Source organism: Streptomyces sp. NPDC127114, from assembly GCF_042677525.1.
GTDB lineage: Bacteria > Actinomycetota > Actinomycetes > Streptomycetales > Streptomycetaceae > Streptomyces.
In genome coordinates this window covers 238,760-252,887 of record NZ_JBHXTJ010000007.1, presented here as the reverse complement: position 1 = coordinate 252,887, position 14,128 = coordinate 238,760, and the positions used below count along the sequence as shown (strand labels likewise).

14 protein-coding genes are annotated in these 14,128 nt (G+C 72.8%); 2 read left to right on the top strand and 12 right to left on the bottom strand.

Annotation, left to right across the window (positions count from 1 at the left end):
* From ACFVGS_RS10515 to ACFVGS_RS10495, 5 genes are all read right to left on the bottom strand, one after another.
* Nucleotides 1-354: an MmcQ/YjbR family DNA-binding protein gene (locus tag ACFVGS_RS10515; protein WP_384416780.1), complete on the bottom strand. Its 354-nt coding sequence runs from the start codon at nt 352-354 to the stop codon at nt 1-3.
* Nucleotides 351-1,655, bottom strand: coding sequence for a hemolysin family protein (locus ACFVGS_RS10510; protein ID WP_384416777.1), 1,305 nt, complete (start codon nt 1,653-1,655; stop codon nt 351-353). Before ACFVGS_RS10510 ends, ACFVGS_RS10515 begins: the two co-directional genes overlap by 4 nt.
* Before the next feature lie 13 nt (nt 1,656-1,668).
* Nucleotides 1,669-2,166 carry an rRNA maturation RNase YbeY gene (gene ybeY, locus ACFVGS_RS10505; protein WP_356067895.1) on the bottom strand — a complete coding sequence of 166 codons (498 nt, stop codon included), beginning with the start codon at nt 2,164-2,166 and terminating at the stop codon, nt 1,669-1,671.
* Nucleotides 2,167-2,178: 12 nt separating this feature from the next.
* Nucleotides 2,179-3,216 carry a PhoH family protein gene (locus ACFVGS_RS10500; RefSeq protein ID WP_384416774.1) on the bottom strand — a complete coding sequence of 346 codons (1,038 nt, stop codon included), beginning with the start codon at nt 3,214-3,216 and terminating at the stop codon, nt 2,179-2,181.
* A gap of 134 nt (nt 3,217-3,350) precedes the next feature.
* The gene (locus ACFVGS_RS10495) at nt 3,351-4,454 is read right to left on the bottom strand and encodes a carbohydrate kinase family protein (RefSeq protein WP_384416771.1); all 1,104 of its coding nucleotides are present in this window, start codon (nt 4,452-4,454) and stop codon (nt 3,351-3,353) included.
* Between the two features lie 279 nt (nt 4,455-4,733).
* On the opposite strand from ACFVGS_RS10495, the gene ACFVGS_RS10490 reads away from it, so the two are divergent.
* The gene (locus tag ACFVGS_RS10490) at nt 4,734-6,080 is read left to right on the top strand and encodes an MFS transporter (protein ID WP_385692174.1); all 1,347 of its coding nucleotides are present in this window, start codon (nt 4,734-4,736) and stop codon (nt 6,078-6,080) included.
* A 548-nt stretch (nt 6,081-6,628) separates the two neighbouring features.
* Here ACFVGS_RS10490 and ACFVGS_RS10485 read toward each other — a convergent pair.
* From ACFVGS_RS10485 to hrcA, 7 genes are all read right to left on the bottom strand, one after another.
* The gene (locus tag ACFVGS_RS10485; RefSeq protein WP_384416767.1) at nt 6,629-7,633 is read right to left on the bottom strand and encodes an adenosine deaminase; all 1,005 of its coding nucleotides are present in this window, start codon (nt 7,631-7,633) and stop codon (nt 6,629-6,631) included.
* A 34-nt stretch (nt 7,634-7,667) separates the two neighbouring features.
* Nucleotides 7,668-8,570 carry a ribonuclease Z gene (locus ACFVGS_RS10480; protein ID WP_384416764.1) on the bottom strand — a complete coding sequence of 301 codons (903 nt, stop codon included), beginning with the start codon at nt 8,568-8,570 and terminating at the stop codon, nt 7,668-7,670.
* 29 nt (nt 8,571-8,599) lie between these two features.
* Nucleotides 8,600-8,959, bottom strand: coding sequence for a histidine triad nucleotide-binding protein (locus ACFVGS_RS10475; RefSeq protein WP_384416831.1), 360 nt, complete (start codon nt 8,957-8,959; stop codon nt 8,600-8,602).
* Nucleotides 8,960-9,065: 106 nt separating this feature from the next.
* On the bottom strand, nt 9,066-9,809 hold the full coding sequence (locus ACFVGS_RS10470; protein WP_385692172.1) for a 16S rRNA (uracil(1498)-N(3))-methyltransferase: 744 nt from the start codon (nt 9,807-9,809) through the stop codon (nt 9,066-9,068).
* Complete coding sequence (locus ACFVGS_RS10465; RefSeq protein WP_385692170.1) at nt 9,806-10,894, bottom strand: nitronate monooxygenase; 1,089 nt, start codon at nt 10,892-10,894, stop codon at nt 9,806-9,808. Before ACFVGS_RS10465 ends, ACFVGS_RS10470 begins: the two co-directional genes overlap by 4 nt.
* A gap of 131 nt (nt 10,895-11,025) precedes the next feature.
* Nucleotides 11,026-12,162 (bottom strand): molecular chaperone DnaJ, encoded by a 1,137-nt coding sequence (dnaJ, locus tag ACFVGS_RS10460; RefSeq protein WP_384416756.1) that lies wholly within the window; start codon nt 12,160-12,162, stop codon nt 11,026-11,028.
* Nucleotides 12,163-13,182, bottom strand: coding sequence for a heat-inducible transcriptional repressor HrcA (gene hrcA, locus ACFVGS_RS10455; RefSeq protein ID WP_384416753.1), 1,020 nt, complete (start codon nt 13,180-13,182; stop codon nt 12,163-12,165).
* Between the two features lie 147 nt (nt 13,183-13,329).
* On the opposite strand from hrcA, the gene ACFVGS_RS10450 reads away from it, so the two are divergent.
* Nucleotides 13,330-14,052, top strand: a complete 723-nt coding sequence (locus tag ACFVGS_RS10450; RefSeq protein ID WP_384416750.1) for an MBL fold metallo-hydrolase — start codon at nt 13,330-13,332, stop codon at nt 14,050-14,052.
* Nucleotides 14,053-14,128 lie beyond the last annotated feature (76 nt).

Genomic DNA, 14,128 nt, shown 5'->3' with positions numbered 1-14,128 from the left:
CTACGGCCGGTCGAGACGAAGCCGTACCGCCTTCGGCAGGCCGGCGACGACGAGATCGTACGAGTCCTCGACGAGCTCCCGGACCATCCGGTCCGGGAGCTCCGGCACGGTCACGGTGTTCCAGTGCCGCTTGTTCATGTGGTAGCCGGGCGCGATCGCCGGGTACTCCTCGCGGAGTCGTACGGCGTCGTCCGGGTCGCACTTGAGGTTGACGCTCAGCGGCTCGGCGTCCAGCCACGACAGCGCGAACATCTTCCCTGCGACCTTGAACACCGAGACGTCCGGGCCGAACGGGAACTCCTCCGTCGCGTCGTTGAAGTCCAGGCAGAACGCGCGCAGCTGGTCGGGCGTCACCTCTCGGCCTCCTCCTCGCCGGTCTTGCCCAGCGGTTCGACGAGCACCGTCACGATCTTGTTCCGGCGGCCGGCCGGGGACTCGGCGGTGAGTCGCAGGCTCCGGCCGTCGGGCAGCTCGACGACGGCGTGGGCGCCGGCGATCGGCACCCGGCCGAGGGCCTTGGCGAGCAGTCCGCCGACGGTCTCCACGTCCTCGTCGTCGTACTCGTCGGGACCGAAGCCGTAGAGCTCGCCGAGGTCGCCGATGTCGAGGCGGGCGGTGACCCGGTAGCGGCCCTCGCCGAGCTCCTCGACGGGCGGCAGCTCCCGGTCGTACTCGTCCGTGATCTCGCCGACGATCTCCTCGAGGATGTCCTCGATGGTGACGATGCCGGCCGTGCCGCCGTACTCGTCGATGACGACGGCGACGTGGTTGCGTTCCTGCTGCATCTCGCGCAGCAGGTCGCCCGCGTTCTTGGTGTCGGGCACGAAGGCCGCCGGGCGCATGGTCGTGGAGACCACGTCCGCCTCGGCGTCCCGGTTGATGTGCGTCTTGCGGACCAGGTCCTTCAGATACACGATGCCGACGATGTCGTCCTCGTTCTCGCCGGTGACCGGGATGCGCGAGAAACCGGAGCGCAGGGCCAGGGTGAGGGCCTGACGGACGGTCTTGTAGCGCTCGATGCAGACGAGGTCGGTGCGCGGCACCATCACCTCGCGCACCAGGGTGTCGCCGAGCTCGAAGACCGAGTGCACCATGCGGCGCTCCTCGTCCTCGATCAGCGACTCCTGCTCGGCCAGGTCGACCATGGCCCGCAGCTCGGCCTCGGACGCGAACGGGCCCTTGCGGAAGCCCTTGCCGGGCGTCAGCGCGTTGCCGATGAGGATGAGGAGCTGCGGGATCGGGCCCATGACCCGGGCCAGCGGCAGCAGCACGTACGCGGCGGCGGTCGCCGTGTTCAGCGGGTGCTGGCGTCCGATGGTGCGCGGCGAGACGCCGACGGCGACGTACGAGACGAGCACCATCACGACGATCGCGACGAGCAGCGCCTGCCAGGTCTCGGAGAACTCCTCCAGGCAGGCGTACGTGACGAGGACGCCGGCCGCCATCTCGCAGGCGACGCGGACGAGCAGCGCCACGTTGAGGTAGCGGGTCGGGTCGGAGGCGACCTGCGTCAGCTTCTCGGCGCCGCGCCGCCCGGACCGCAGGGCCTCGGCGGCGCGGAAGGCGGAGACGCGGGCGATGCCGGCCTCGGCGCAGGCCGCGAGCCAGGCGACGATGACGAGGGCGACGGCCCCGAGGATCAGTTGTGCGCTCATGACCGGCCGGGGGTCAGGAGACGGTCGGCGCCGGTGACGGGCCGGTCAGGCCCTGCTCCGCGCGCCAGCCGTCCACGATGGCGGCCTGGAGGCCGAACATCTCGGCCTTCTCGTCCGGCTCCTCGTGGTCGTAGCCGAGCAGGTGCAGCACTCCGTGGACGGTGAGCAGCTGGAGCTCCTCGTCCATGGAGTGCCGCGTCGGGGCGTCCTCGCCCTGCTTCTTGGCGACCTCGGGGCAGAGCACGATGTCGCCGAGGAGCCCCTGCGGGGGCTCCTCGTCGTCCTTCGACGGCGGGCGCAGCTCGTCCATCGGGAAGGACATGACGTCGGTGGGGCCCGGCAGGTCCATCCACTGGATGTGGAGCTGCTCCATCGCCTCCGCGTCCACGACGATCACCGAGAGCTCGGAGAGCGGGTGGATGCGCATGCGCGCGAGCGCGTAGCGGGCGATGTCGAGGATCGCCTGCTCGTCGACCTCGGTGCCGGACTCGTTGTTGACGTCGATCGACATGTGCGGTTGCTTCTACTTCCCGTTGCGACTCTCGCGACGGCCGTCGTTGCGGCTGTCGTACTTCTCGTACGCGTCGACGATACGGCCGACGAGCTTGTGCCGTACGACATCCTGCGACGTGAGCAGGGAGAAGTGCACGTCCTGGACCCCGTCCAGGATCTCCCGGACCTGACGGAGACCGCTCTTCGTGCCGCCGGGCAGGTCGACCTGGGTGACGTCACCGGTGATGACGATCTTCGAGTCGAAGCCGAGGCGGGTGAGGAACATCTTCATCTGCTCGGGGTTCGTGTTCTGCGCCTCGTCGAGGATGATGAACGCGTCGTTGAGCGTCCGGCCGCGCATGTACGCCAGCGGCGCGACCTCGATCGTCCCGTTCGCCATCAGCTTGGGGATCGAGTCGGGGTCGAGCATGTCGTGCAGCGCGTCGTAGAGCGGGCGCAGATACGGGTCGATCTTCTCGTAGAGCGTGCCGGGCAGGAAGCCGAGCCGCTCGCCCGCCTCGACGGCCGGCCGGGTCAGGATGATCCGCGTGACCTGCTTGGACTGCAGGGCCTGGACCGCCTTGGCCATGGCGAGATACGTCTTGCCGGTACCGGCGGGGCCGATGCCGAAGACGATCGTGTGCTTGTCGATGGCGTCGACGTAGCGCTTCTGGTTCAGCGTCTTGGGGCGGATCGTCCGGCCGCGGCTGGAGAGGATGTTCTGGGTGAGCACCTCGGAGGGCGTCTCGACCGCCGCTTCCCCGTTCTCCTCACGCAGCATCGCGATCGAACGTTCCACGCCATCCTCCGTCATCGGCTGACCGGTGCGGAGCACCAGCATCATCTCGTCGAACAGGCGCTGGATGACGGCGACTTCCCGCGCGTCACCGACCGCACTGATCTCGTTTCCCCGTACGTGGATGTCCGTCGACGGGAACGCGTCCTCGATCACGCGCAGCAGGGAGTCGCCGGAACCGAGCACCATGACCATCGGGTGCTTGGCGGGGACCGTGAACTGGGCGCGTGCCTGCCCCGGCGCAAGGGCGTGGGCTGTGGGTGTCTGAGTCATGGGCCGGCACTGTGGCCTGCACATACCTCCTGTTGCAGGGTTCTCGCTGCTCGACAACCTCTCGGGTACCAAGCCTACGACTCGCCCCGGACATCGCCGAAGCCTTTTACGCGAAGGGGCCCGGCGCATCCCGGTCAGGTGGCGGGGGCAGGCCGGAAGCCGATCGTCGGGACCGCGCGGCGCAGCGGCCAGGGGCGGGCCGGGCGGTCCCGGAGCAGCCGCTCCAGGAAGGCGTAGCGGTCGCGCAGGGCGGCCGGGTCCTGGCACTCGTGGCCCTGGACCTGCTGCCACCAGGCGGCGATCTCGCCCCAGGTCGGCGCGGACAGCGAGCCGCCGAACTCCTGCACGGAGAGCGCGGCGGTGAGTCCGGCGAAGGCGAGCCGGTCGGCGAGCGGCCAGCCGGCGAGGGTCCCGGTGACGAATCCGGCGACGAAGACGTCGCCCGCCCCGGTCGGATCGAGGGCGGAGACCTGGATGGCGGGCACCTCGGCGGTCTCGCCGGTGGCGCCGTCGACGGCGTACGCACCCTCGGAACCGAGCGTGACGACGGCGTACCGCACCTTGTCGGCGAGCGCACGGGCGGCGGCGCGGGGGCAGTCGGTGCGGGTGTACCGCATCGCCTCGGCGGCGTTGGGCAGGAAGGCCTCGCAGTGCTGGAGGTCGGCGAGCCCGGCGAGGTCCCAGCGCCCGGTGTCGTCCCAGCCGACGTCGGCGAAGACCTTGGCGCCGCTGCGGGCCGCCCTGGCGACCCACTCCTCGCTGCGCCCGGGCACCAGGGAGGCGACGGCGGCGCGGGCGTGCGGCGGGTAGGCGGGCAGGGCGCCGTCGAAGGGCGGGGCGGCGTGACCGTGCGACACCATGGTGCGCTCGCCCTCGTAGGCCATCGAGACGGTCACGGGCGAGTGCCAGCCCGGCACGGTCCGCGAGAGCGAGAGGTCGATGCCCTCGCCCTGTTCGAGGGCGTCCCAGCAGTACTCGCCGTAGTGGTCGTCGCCGAACGCGGCGGCGAGCGAGGTGCGCAGGCCGAGCCGGGCGAGGGCGGTGGCCATGTTGGCGACGCCGCCCGGGCTGGAGCCCATGCCGCGGGCCCAGGACTCGGTCCCGCGCACGGGGGCGGAGTCGAGGCCGGTGAAGATGATGTCGAGGAAGACGGTGCCGGTGAGGAAGACGTCGCACTCGGGGTCGGTGGGCTCGCGCAGGCACACCAGGGGGTCGACGTCGGTGTCGCGTTCGGTCACGGCAGGCTCCCCGGTCGTGGTGCGGCGGATCGGCACGTGGTGCTGATCCGGACAGTGTGCCCGAAGGGGGCGGTGAGACGGGCCTGACGCAACGAGATCGCCACGTGATACCCGCAGAATCCCGCCCCAAACCGATCGTGACCCATATCACAGACCGAATCGGGGGAATCAGGGGACAAACACCTTCTCCGCCCACTCGGATGCTTGATACACATGGTGCCGCGACCCCGTGGATCACCGGGCGCCGTCTCATTTCCCCGTTCAGTTCCTGGAACGCCCATGCCGTCGCGCCGCCCGCGTGCCCTGGGGGCGCTCGTCGCTCTCGTCGCCCTGTTCACGGCCGGTTACGTCGCCCCGTACCTGCTGCCGACGGTCGTCGGACGGCTGTCCGCCGGTCTCGGCCTCGGTCCCTCGACAGCCGGTCTCATCGGCTCGATCCTGCTCCTCGGCTCCGCCTCGGCGGGCTTCACGCTGGCCGCGCGCGTCGAGCGGACCGGCCCCCGCCGGGCCGCCCGCCTCGGCCTCACGCTCATGACCCTCGGCTACGGCACGGCCGCGGCGACCGGCCTCGTCCCCCTCGTCGTCGCGGGCGCGGTCGTCGGCGGCTTCGGCTCCGGCACGGCGACGGCGGTGGCAGCGGCGGGCATCGCGGGCCGCCCGGACCCCCACCGCGCCTCGGCCCTCGGCCTGCTGTCGGTCTCGGCGACGGCCGGAGCCCTCTACCTGACCCTGCCGCACCTGGGCGGCGGCCATGCGCTGCCGTTCGCGGCGATCGCGGCCGTGGCCGTCGTGGTGGCACCGTCGACGACATGGCTGCCGGACGGCACCCGGACCTCCGCGCCCGCCCGGACCACCGACGACGCACCGCACCACGGTCCCCTCCCCCACCGCGGCGCCGGAACCGTCCTGGCCGCCGCCATCCTGTGCTGGTCCATGGCGCAGAACGCGCTGTGGGGCGTCAGCGGACGGATCGGCCTGACGCAGGCGGGCCTGTCCGAGGTCACGCTCGGGATGGTGTTCGCCGTGGCGCTCGGCGCCGGGCTGCTCGGCGTCATCGGGGCCGGCGCCCTGGGCGCACGGCTCGGCCGGGCGGTGCCGATCGGCGGGGGCACGGCGCTGATCGCGGGCTGCGTGCTGCTGAGCTCGGCCGCCGAGGGACCGGTGTCCTTCGCGACCGGCGAGATCGCGTGGAACGCGGTCTACCCGGTCGTGCTCTCCTACCTCCTCGGCCTCGCCGCCTCGCTCGACCCGCGCGGCCGCTGGGCGGTCCTGGTCGGCTCGGCCTCCTCGCTGGGCGTGGCCTGCGGCCCGGTCACCGGCAGCCTCCTGTCGGAGGCGGCCGGCTACCCGGGCATGGGCGCGGTCCTCTGCGCCCTGCTCCTCCTGGTCGCCGCACCCATGACCGCCGTCGCCCGCCACGCCTCCGGCCGCCCGCTGGTCCCCGGCTCCGTCCGCCGCCGCGGCGGCGCACCGGCCGCGGTCCTCGCCGCGACGACCCCGCCGAGCGCCCTGGTACCGCAGATGGGCGCCCCGGAACAGGAGATCACCCCGATCCCGGTCAGCGCGGCCCGCCGCCACGTGGCGAAGTCAGCTTTCCGCCTGGCCCGCCCGACGGACCACGCGTAAGGACACCCGCCCCACCCCGACCAGCCCCGCCGGCGGATGCGCGGGGCCCGGGGCCGGAGCCCCGCCTCAGGCGCCCACCCCCGCCAGGCGCCCGAGGCGCCCGGACTGGAGCCCAGCCCCGTTCAGCCCCGCGCCCCGCCTGCGGAGGCGCGGGGTCCGGGGCGGAGCCCCGGCTCAGGCGCCCACCCGACAGGCCCCATCCAGCCCCGCCGGCGCTTGAGGCGCGGGGCCCGGGGCGGAGCCCCGCCTCAGGCGCCCACCCCACGGGCCACATCCAGCCCCGCCGACGCTTGAGGCACGGCGCCCGAGGCGGAGCCCCGGCTCAGGCGCCCACCCCCGCCAGGCGCCCGAGGCGCCGGGACTGGAGCCCAGCCCCGTTCAGCCCCGCGCCCCACCTGCGCCGCCCCGCCGCTACGCCCACCCCACGGGCCACATCCAGCCCCGCCGGCGCTTGAGGCGCGGGGTCCGGGGCGGAGCCCCGGTTCGGGAAGGGGCGGGGTGGGGAATGGCCCGCCGCAGGCGCCCCGCCTCCGCCCCCCCGCTTGCGCCTACGCTCCGCCCGCGCCGAACTCGTACGCCTCGACCTCCGCCAGGTACCGCTCCCGCCGCACCTCGTCGTCCTCCAGGAAGGACGCCAGGAACGAGTTCCGAGCGAGCGTCCTCAGGTCCTCGGGCCCGAGCCCCAACGCCTCGCGCACCGCGTCGAAGTTGTCGCCCGCGTAACCGCCGAAGTACGCCGGATCGTCGGAGTTGACCGTCGCCACGAGCCCGGCCTCCAGCATCGACCGCAGCGGGTGCGACTCGAGCACGTCGACCGCCCGCAGCCGCACGTTCGACAACGGACACAGCGTCAGCGGCACCCGCTCGCGGACCAGGCGCTCGACCAGCGACGGGTCCTCCAGGCAGCGCAGGCCGTGGTCGACGCGCTCGACGCCCAGCACGTCGAGCGCCTCGCGGATGTACTCCGCCGGGCCTTCCTCGCCCGCGTGGGCGACCCGCCGCAGACCGAGCCGCGCGGCCTCCGCGTACACCTCGCGGAACTTCGCCGGCGGATGCCCGACCTCCGCGGAGTCCAGGCCGACCCCGGTGATGCGGTCGAGATACGGCTTCGCGGCGTCCAGCGTGGCCATCGCCGACTCGGCCGGCTCGTCGCGCAGGAAGCACATGATGAGCCGGGTGGAGATCCCGTGCCGCTCCTCCGCGCGGTCGAGCGCCGCGCCGAGCCCCTCCACGACCACGCCCATCGGCACGCCCCGCGCGATGTGCGCCTGCGGGTCGAAGAAGATCTCGGCGTGCCGCACGCCCTGCTGCGCCGCCCGCGCCAGGTACGCGTCGGCGAGTTCCGTGAAGTCGTCCGCGGTGCGCAGCACCGCCAGCACGCTGTAGTACAGGTCCAGGAAGGACTGCAGGTCGCTGAAGCGGTAGGCCTCGCGCAGCGCCGCCGTGTCGGCGTACGGCAGCGTCACGCCGTTGCGCGCGGCGAGCGCGAACGCGAGCTCTGGTTCGAGGGTGCCTTCGATGTGGAGGTGCAGTTCGGCCTTGGGTACAGGCATGGTTCCCGGTCTGTCTGTGCGGTGGTACGGGGGGCTATCTCTTCGGTACGGGGACCCTCATCAGGTCCTGCGCGATGCTCAGCTCCCCCTCGAACCCGGCGGCCCGCGCCTGCCGCTCGAACTCCTCAGGGTCCGCGTACCGCTGCGAGAAGTGCGTCAGGACGAGGTGCCGCACGCCCGCGTCCCGGGCCACCGCCGCGGCCTGGCCGGCCGTCAGGTGCCCGTGGTCCACGGCGAGCTGGACGTCCTCGTCGAGGAAGGTCGACTCGATGACGAGCATGTCCGCGCCCTCGGCGAGCGCGTACACCCCGTCGCACAGCCGGGTGTCCATGACGAACGCGAACCGCTGCCCGCGCCGCACCTCGCTCACGTCCTCCAGCGTGACGCCGTTCAGGACGCCCTCCCGCTGGAGCCGACCCACGTCGGGGCCCGCGATGCCGTGCGCGGCCAGCCGCTCGGGCATGATGCGGCGCCCGTCGGGCTCGGTCAGCCGGTAGCCGTACGACTCCACGGGGTGGGACAGCCGGCGCGCGTCGAGCGTGAACGCGCCGGTGACGGCCAGCGGCCCGTCGGCCGCCACCGGCGCCTCGGTCAGCTTCACCGTCTCGCGATAGGCCGTCGCGTACCGCAGCCGCTCGAAGAAGCGCTGCCCGCTCGCCGGGTAGTGCGCGGTGACCTGGTGCGGCACCTGGTCGAGGTTGATCCGCTGGATCACCCCGGCCAGGCCGAGCGAGTGGTCGCCGTGGAAGTGCGTGACGCAGATCCGGTTCAGGTCGTGCGCCGCGACCCCGGCCCTGAGCATCTGCCGCTGCGTGCCCTCACCGGGGTCGAAGAGGATGCCGTGGCCGTCCCAGCGCAGCAGATAGCCGTTGTGGTTGCGGTGCCGGGTCGGGACCTGGCTGGCCGTGCCGAGGACGACCAGTTCGCGTACGGACAAGGGTTCTGACTCCGTCCGGTCCGTCCGGGTTACCCGGGCGGCCAGTTGAGGCCACGGCCGCCGAGAACGTGCGCGTGGGCGTGGAAGACGGTCTGACCGGCGCCGGTGCCCGTGTTGAACACGATCCGGAACCCGCTGCCGTCGACCTTCTCCTGCGCCGCGACCTCGCCGGCCTCACGCAGTATGTCGGCGGCCACGGTCGGCGCGGCGGCGGCGAGGGAGGCGGCGTCCGGGTAGTGCAGGCGCGGGATGACGAGGACGTGCGTCGGCGCCTGCGGGTTGATGTCGCGGAACGCGACGGTCGTCTCCGTCGCGCGCACGATCGTCGCCGGGACGTCCCCCTCCGCGATCTTGCAGAACAGGCAGTCGCTCTGCGGCTCTCCGGCCATGGCCCGGGCCTCCTCGCCTCCGTCGATCATCCGTACACGCGCATGCTATCGGTGCGGTCGGACAGTGCTCAGGACCACCGTCCCGGCCACGTCCGGGCGGCGTCGCTCACGACCAGCGACCGGTCCGCCCGAGGACGAGCGCCGCGGCCGCCGTGCCCGCCGTGGAGGTGCGCAGAACACTCGGCCCAAGGCGGTACGGCCTGGCGCCGGCCTCCTCGAACAGCGCCAACTCCTCCGGGGAGACGCCGCCTTCGGGTCCGACGACGAGGACGATCGAGCCCGTCGCGGGCAGTTCGGCGGTCGCCAGGGCGCCGCTCGGGTGGTCGCGGTCCTCGTGCAGGACGGCGGCGAAGTCGGCCTCCGCGAGGAACGCGGCGACCTGCTTGCCCGTCATGAGCTCCGCGACCTCGGGGAAGCGGGTGCGACGCGACTGCTTGCCCGCCTCGCGGGCGGTCGCCCGCCACTTCGCGAGGGCCTTCAGGCCGCGGTCGCCCTTCCACTGGGTGATGCAGCGCGACGCGGCCCACGGCACGATCGCGTCGACGCCCGTCTCCGTCATGGTCTCGACGGCCAGCTCGCCGCGGTCCCCCTTGGGGAGGGCCTGGACGACGGTCACGCGGGGCGCGGGCCCGGGCTCCTCGTGGACGGCGGTCACCTCGACCGTCAGCTGGTCCTTGCCCTCGGCGGCGGCGACCACGCACTCGGCCCAGCCGCCCCGGCCGTCGGTGAGCACCAGCTCCTCCCCGGCGCGCAGCCGCTTCACGGACACGGCGTGCCGGCCCTCGGGCCCGTCGAGGAGGAAACCTCCGGGGGCGGGGACGGTGTCGACGACGAAGACGGGTGCGGTCATGTCTGGTTCCTCTGGACGAGATCGTTGAGCGCGGTGGTGAGCTCGGCGGCCAGCACCTCGACGAGCCGGCCGGCCGGCAGCTCGCGGGCGAGGCGGTGGCCCTGCCCGGCCCACAGGGCCATGCCCTGCGGGTCCCCGGCGGTCGCGGCGGCCTTGCGCAGCGGGGCGGTGAGGTGGTGGACCTCGGGGTAGGCGGCGGGGGCGTACGGCCCGTGCTCGCGCAGGAAACGGTTCACCAGACCGCGCGCCGGCCGACCGGAGAAGGCCCGGGTGAGCTCGGTGTGGGTGAACAGCGGGTCGGTCATGGCCCGCTTGTGCAGCGGATGCGCGCCGGACTCGGGGCAGACGAGGAACGCGGTGCCGAGCTGGGCGGCGTCGGCGCCCGCCGCGAGGGCGGCGGCTATCTGCCGGCCGCGCATGATGCCGCCGGTCGCGACGATCGGCAGCCGGACGTGTTCGCGGACCTCGGTCAGCAGCGCGAGCAGCCCCCGGCCGCCGCCGGCGTCGCCGGGCCCGGCGGCCGGGTCGTCGCGGTGGGTGCCCTGGTGCCCGCCCGCCTCGACGCCCTGCACGCAGACGGCGTCCGCGCCGGCCCGCTCGGCGGTCCGGGCCTCCTCGACGGACGTGACGGTGACGATCGTGAACGTACCGGCCCGGGTGAAGGCGTCGAGCGCGTCACGATCGGGGCAGCCGAAGGTGAACGAGACGACGGGCACGGGGTCGTCGAGCAGGATCGCCAGCTTGGCGTCGTACGCGTCGTCACGGCCCTGGTCGGGATCGCCGAGCGCGGTCTCGTACCAGCCGGACTCGCCGGCCAGCTGGTGTCCGTACACCTCGACGGCGGCCCGGTCGGCGGGCAGCCCGCCCGGCGGCATGAAGAGGTTGACCCCGAAGGGCCGTGCGGTGAGTCCGCGGACCTGCTTGATCTCCTGGTAGAGCCCGCCGGCGGTCTTGTACCCGCCGGCCAGGAACCCGAGCGCCCCGGCCTCGCACACGGCACCGACGAGCTCGGGACAGGAGGCGCCACCCGCCATGGGGGCCTGCACGATCGGGAAACGCGAGAGATCGTTCAGTGCGGTGGACATGCAGGCATCGTGTCATGCCGCCACGGCCGGGCCGAAACACGACGGGCGCCCCGCACCAGTGCGGGACGCCCGTCGCTCACGTCCTCGGCTCAGCTGGCCCGGGGGGCGATCCCCGACCCCCGGCAGCGCGACTACCGCCCGTTGAACGCGTCCTTCAGCCGCGAGAACAGCCCCTGCTGACCGGGCTGGAACTGACCCTGGGGGCGCTCCTCGCCGCGGAGCTTCGACAGCTCGCGCAGAAGGCGCTCCTGCTCCGGGTCGAGCTTCGTCGGGGTCTGGACCTCGACGTGGACGATCAGGTCGCCCCGGCCGTTGCCGCGGAGGTGGGTGACACCGCGGCCGTGCAGCGGGATCGACTGGCCGGACTGGGTGCCCGGACGGATGTCGACGTCCTCCGGACCGTCGAGCGTCTGGAGCTGCACCTTCGTGCCGAGGGCGGCCGCCGTCATCGGGAGCGTGACGGTGCAGTGCAGGTCGTCGCCGCGCCGCTGGAAGACCTCGTGCGGGGTCTCGTGGATCTCGACGTACAGGTCGCCGGCCGGGCCGCCGCCCGGGCCGACCTCGCCCTCGCCCGCCAGCTGGATCCGGGTGCCGTTGTCGACACCTGCCGGGATCTTGACCGTGAGCGTGCGGCGGGAACGGACCCGGCCGTCGCCCGCGCACTCGGGGCACGGGGTCGGGACGACGGTGCCGAAGCCCTGGCACTGCGGGCAGGGGCGGGAGGTCATGACCTGGCCGAGGAAGGACCGCGTGACCTGGGAGACCTCACCGCGGCCGCGGCACATGTCACAGGTCTGCGCGGAGGTGCCGGGCGCGGCGCCCTCTCCGGAGCAGGTGGTGCAGACGACGGCCGTGTCGACCTGGATGTCCTTGGTGGTGCCGAAGGCGGCCTCGTCGAGGGTGACCTCCAGGCGGATCATCGCGTCCTGGCCGCGCCGGGTACGCGAGCGCGGGCCGCGCTGGGACGCCGTACCGAAGAAGGCGTCCATGATGTCCGAGAAGTTGCCGAAGCCGCCCGCGCCGAAGCCGCCGGCCCCGCCGCCGCCGGACGAGGAGAGCGGGTCGCCGCCGAGGTCGTAGACCTGCTTCTTCTGCGGGTCCGACAACACCTCGTAGGCGGCGTTGATCTCCTTGAACCGCTCCTGCGTCTTCGGGTCCGGGTTCACGTCCGGGTGAAGCTCACGGGCGAGCCGGCGGAAGGCCTTCTTGATCTCGTCCTGGGACGCGTCTCGGCGCACGCCGAGTACGGCGTAGTAGTCCGTGGCCACTTACGACTCCGCCAGGATCTGTCCGACGTAACGTGCCACTGCGCGTACCGCTCCCATCGTTCCGGGGTAGTCCATGCGGGTCGGTCCGACCACGCCGAGTTTGGCGACTGCCTCGCCGCCGGAACCGTAGCCGACCGAGACGACGGACGTGGAGGTCAGGCCCTCGTGGCCGTTCTCGTGCCCGATGCGTACGGTCATGCCGGATTCCTTGGCCTCGCCGAGGAGCTTGAGGAGCACCACGTGCTCCTCAAGAGCCTCCAGGACGGGCCTGATCGTGAGGGGGAAGTCATGTCCGAAGCGGGTCAGATTGGCGGTTCCGCCGATCACCAGCCGCTCCTCCTGCTCCTCCACCAGGGTTTCGAGCAGGGTCGCGAGCACGGTCGAGACCGTGCCGCGGTCCTCGATGTCCTCGAAGGACTCGGGCAGGTCCTGCACCAGCTGCGGCACGTCCGCGAAGCGGCGGCCGACGACGCGGCTGTTGAGCCGGGCCCGCAGATCGGCGAGGGAGGTCTCGCCGAAGGGTGCCGGGCAGTCGACGACCCGCTGCTCGACCCGGCCGGTGTCGGTGATCAGCACCAGCATCAGCCGGGCGGGCGCCAGCGACAGCAGTTCCACGTGCCTGACCGTCGAACGGGTCAGCGAGGGGTACTGCACGACGGCGACCTGCCGGGTCAGCTGCGCGAGCAGCCGGACCGTGCGGCCGACGACGTCGTCGAGGTCGACGGCTCCGTCGAGGAAGTTGTGGATCGCCCGCCGCTCGGGCGTCGACAGGGGCTTGACGCCGGCCAGCCGGTCGACGAACAGCCGGTAGCCCTTGTCGGTGGGGATGCGTCCGGCGCTGGTGTGGGGCTGGGCGATGTAGCCCTCCTCCTCGAGGACCGCCATGTCGTTGCGGACGGTGGCGGGCGAGACACCCAGCTTGTGCCGCTCGGTGAGCGCCTTCGAGCCGACCGGCTCCTCCGTCCCGACGTAGTCCTGGACGATGGCGCGCAGCACCTCGAGCCTGCGTTCGCTGAGCATCGTGCGCACCTCCAGCTGTCGATCCGGTTCCGGTTGCTCCGGTTTTGGCACTCGCCCTGTTCGAGTGCCAGGAATCCCCCGGCCAGTGTACGGCGGCCCACGTCGCTCCTGGCAAGGAGGCGGGCTCGGAGCGGTTAGCGTCACGCCATGGACTTGGACTGGGAAGCGTACGGGTGGGAACGGCTCGGGAACGGCGTGGGGAGGTGCCGGCTGGCGGGCTGGGACGCCACGTCGGGCCTGGTCATCGGGCGGGACGCGGTCCTGCTGTACGACACGGGCGCCACGCTCGCGCAGGGCGCCGAGCTGCGGTCGCAGGTGGCGGCGCTCACGGGCGGCCGGAGGGTGACGCATGTCGCACTGAGTCACCCCCATTTCGACCATGTGCTCGGCACGGCGGTGTTCGCAGGCGCCGAGGTCTTCGGGGCGGTGGGCATGGACACGCTGCTGCCGCGGGACCGCGAGGCGCTGCGCGAGGACGCGGTACGGCAGGGGGTGGACGAGGGGGCCGCGGCGGAGGCCGCCGAGGTCCTGGTGGCGCCGCGGCACACCGTGACCGGCGAGTGGACCCTCGACCTGGGCGGTCGCCAGGTCCTTCTCGCGAACGTCGGTCCGGGCCACTCGGGTCACGATCTGGCCCTGCTCGTGTCCGGGGAGCGCGAGATCGTCTTCTGCGGGGACCTGGTGGAGGAGTCGGGCGAGCCCCAGGCGGGGCCGGACGCGATCCCGTCGCGCTGGCCGGCCGCCCTCGACCGTCTGCTGTCCCTGGGCGGCGAGGACGCGGTGTACGTGCCGGGGCACGGCGCGGTGGTGGACGCTGACTTCGTGCGACGCCAGCGGGATGAGCTGGCACGCCGCTTCGAGGTGTCGTAACGTCGCCCGAATGCCGGGCGACAGAGGGGATCTGACGCCCCCTCGCCTGCGCTTCCGCCGCCTGACCGGACAGAAT

Excerpts from the sequence above, each read along its gene's own strand:
- ACFVGS_RS10450 (WP_384416750.1), top strand. The coding sequence starts at position 13,330 with ATGGACTTGGACTGGGAAGCGTACGGGTGGGAACGGCTCGGGAACGGC.
- ACFVGS_RS10470 (WP_385692172.1), bottom strand. The coding sequence starts at position 9,809 with ATGACCGCACCCGTCTTCGTCGTCGACACCGTCCCCGCCCCCGGAGGT.
- ACFVGS_RS10475 (WP_384416831.1), bottom strand. The coding sequence starts at position 8,959 with ATGGCCGGAGAGCCGCAGAGCGACTGCCTGTTCTGCAAGATCGCGGAG.
- hrcA (WP_384416753.1), bottom strand. The coding sequence starts at position 13,182 with ATGCTCAGCGAACGCAGGCTCGAGGTGCTGCGCGCCATCGTCCAGGAC.
- ybeY (WP_356067895.1), bottom strand. The coding sequence starts at position 2,166 with ATGTCGATCGACGTCAACAACGAGTCCGGCACCGAGGTCGACGAGCAG.
- ACFVGS_RS10465 (WP_385692170.1), bottom strand. The coding sequence starts at position 10,894 with ATGTCCACCGCACTGAACGATCTCTCGCGTTTCCCGATCGTGCAGGCC.
- ACFVGS_RS10490 (WP_385692174.1), top strand. The coding sequence starts at position 4,734 with ATGCCGTCGCGCCGCCCGCGTGCCCTGGGGGCGCTCGTCGCTCTCGTC.
- ACFVGS_RS10500 (WP_384416774.1), bottom strand. The coding sequence starts at position 3,216 with ATGACTCAGACACCCACAGCCCACGCCCTTGCGCCGGGGCAGGCACGC.
- ACFVGS_RS10510 (WP_384416777.1), bottom strand. The coding sequence starts at position 1,655 with ATGAGCGCACAACTGATCCTCGGGGCCGTCGCCCTCGTCATCGTCGCC.
- ACFVGS_RS10485 (WP_384416767.1), bottom strand. The coding sequence starts at position 7,633 with ATGCCTGTACCCAAGGCCGAACTGCACCTCCACATCGAAGGCACCCTC.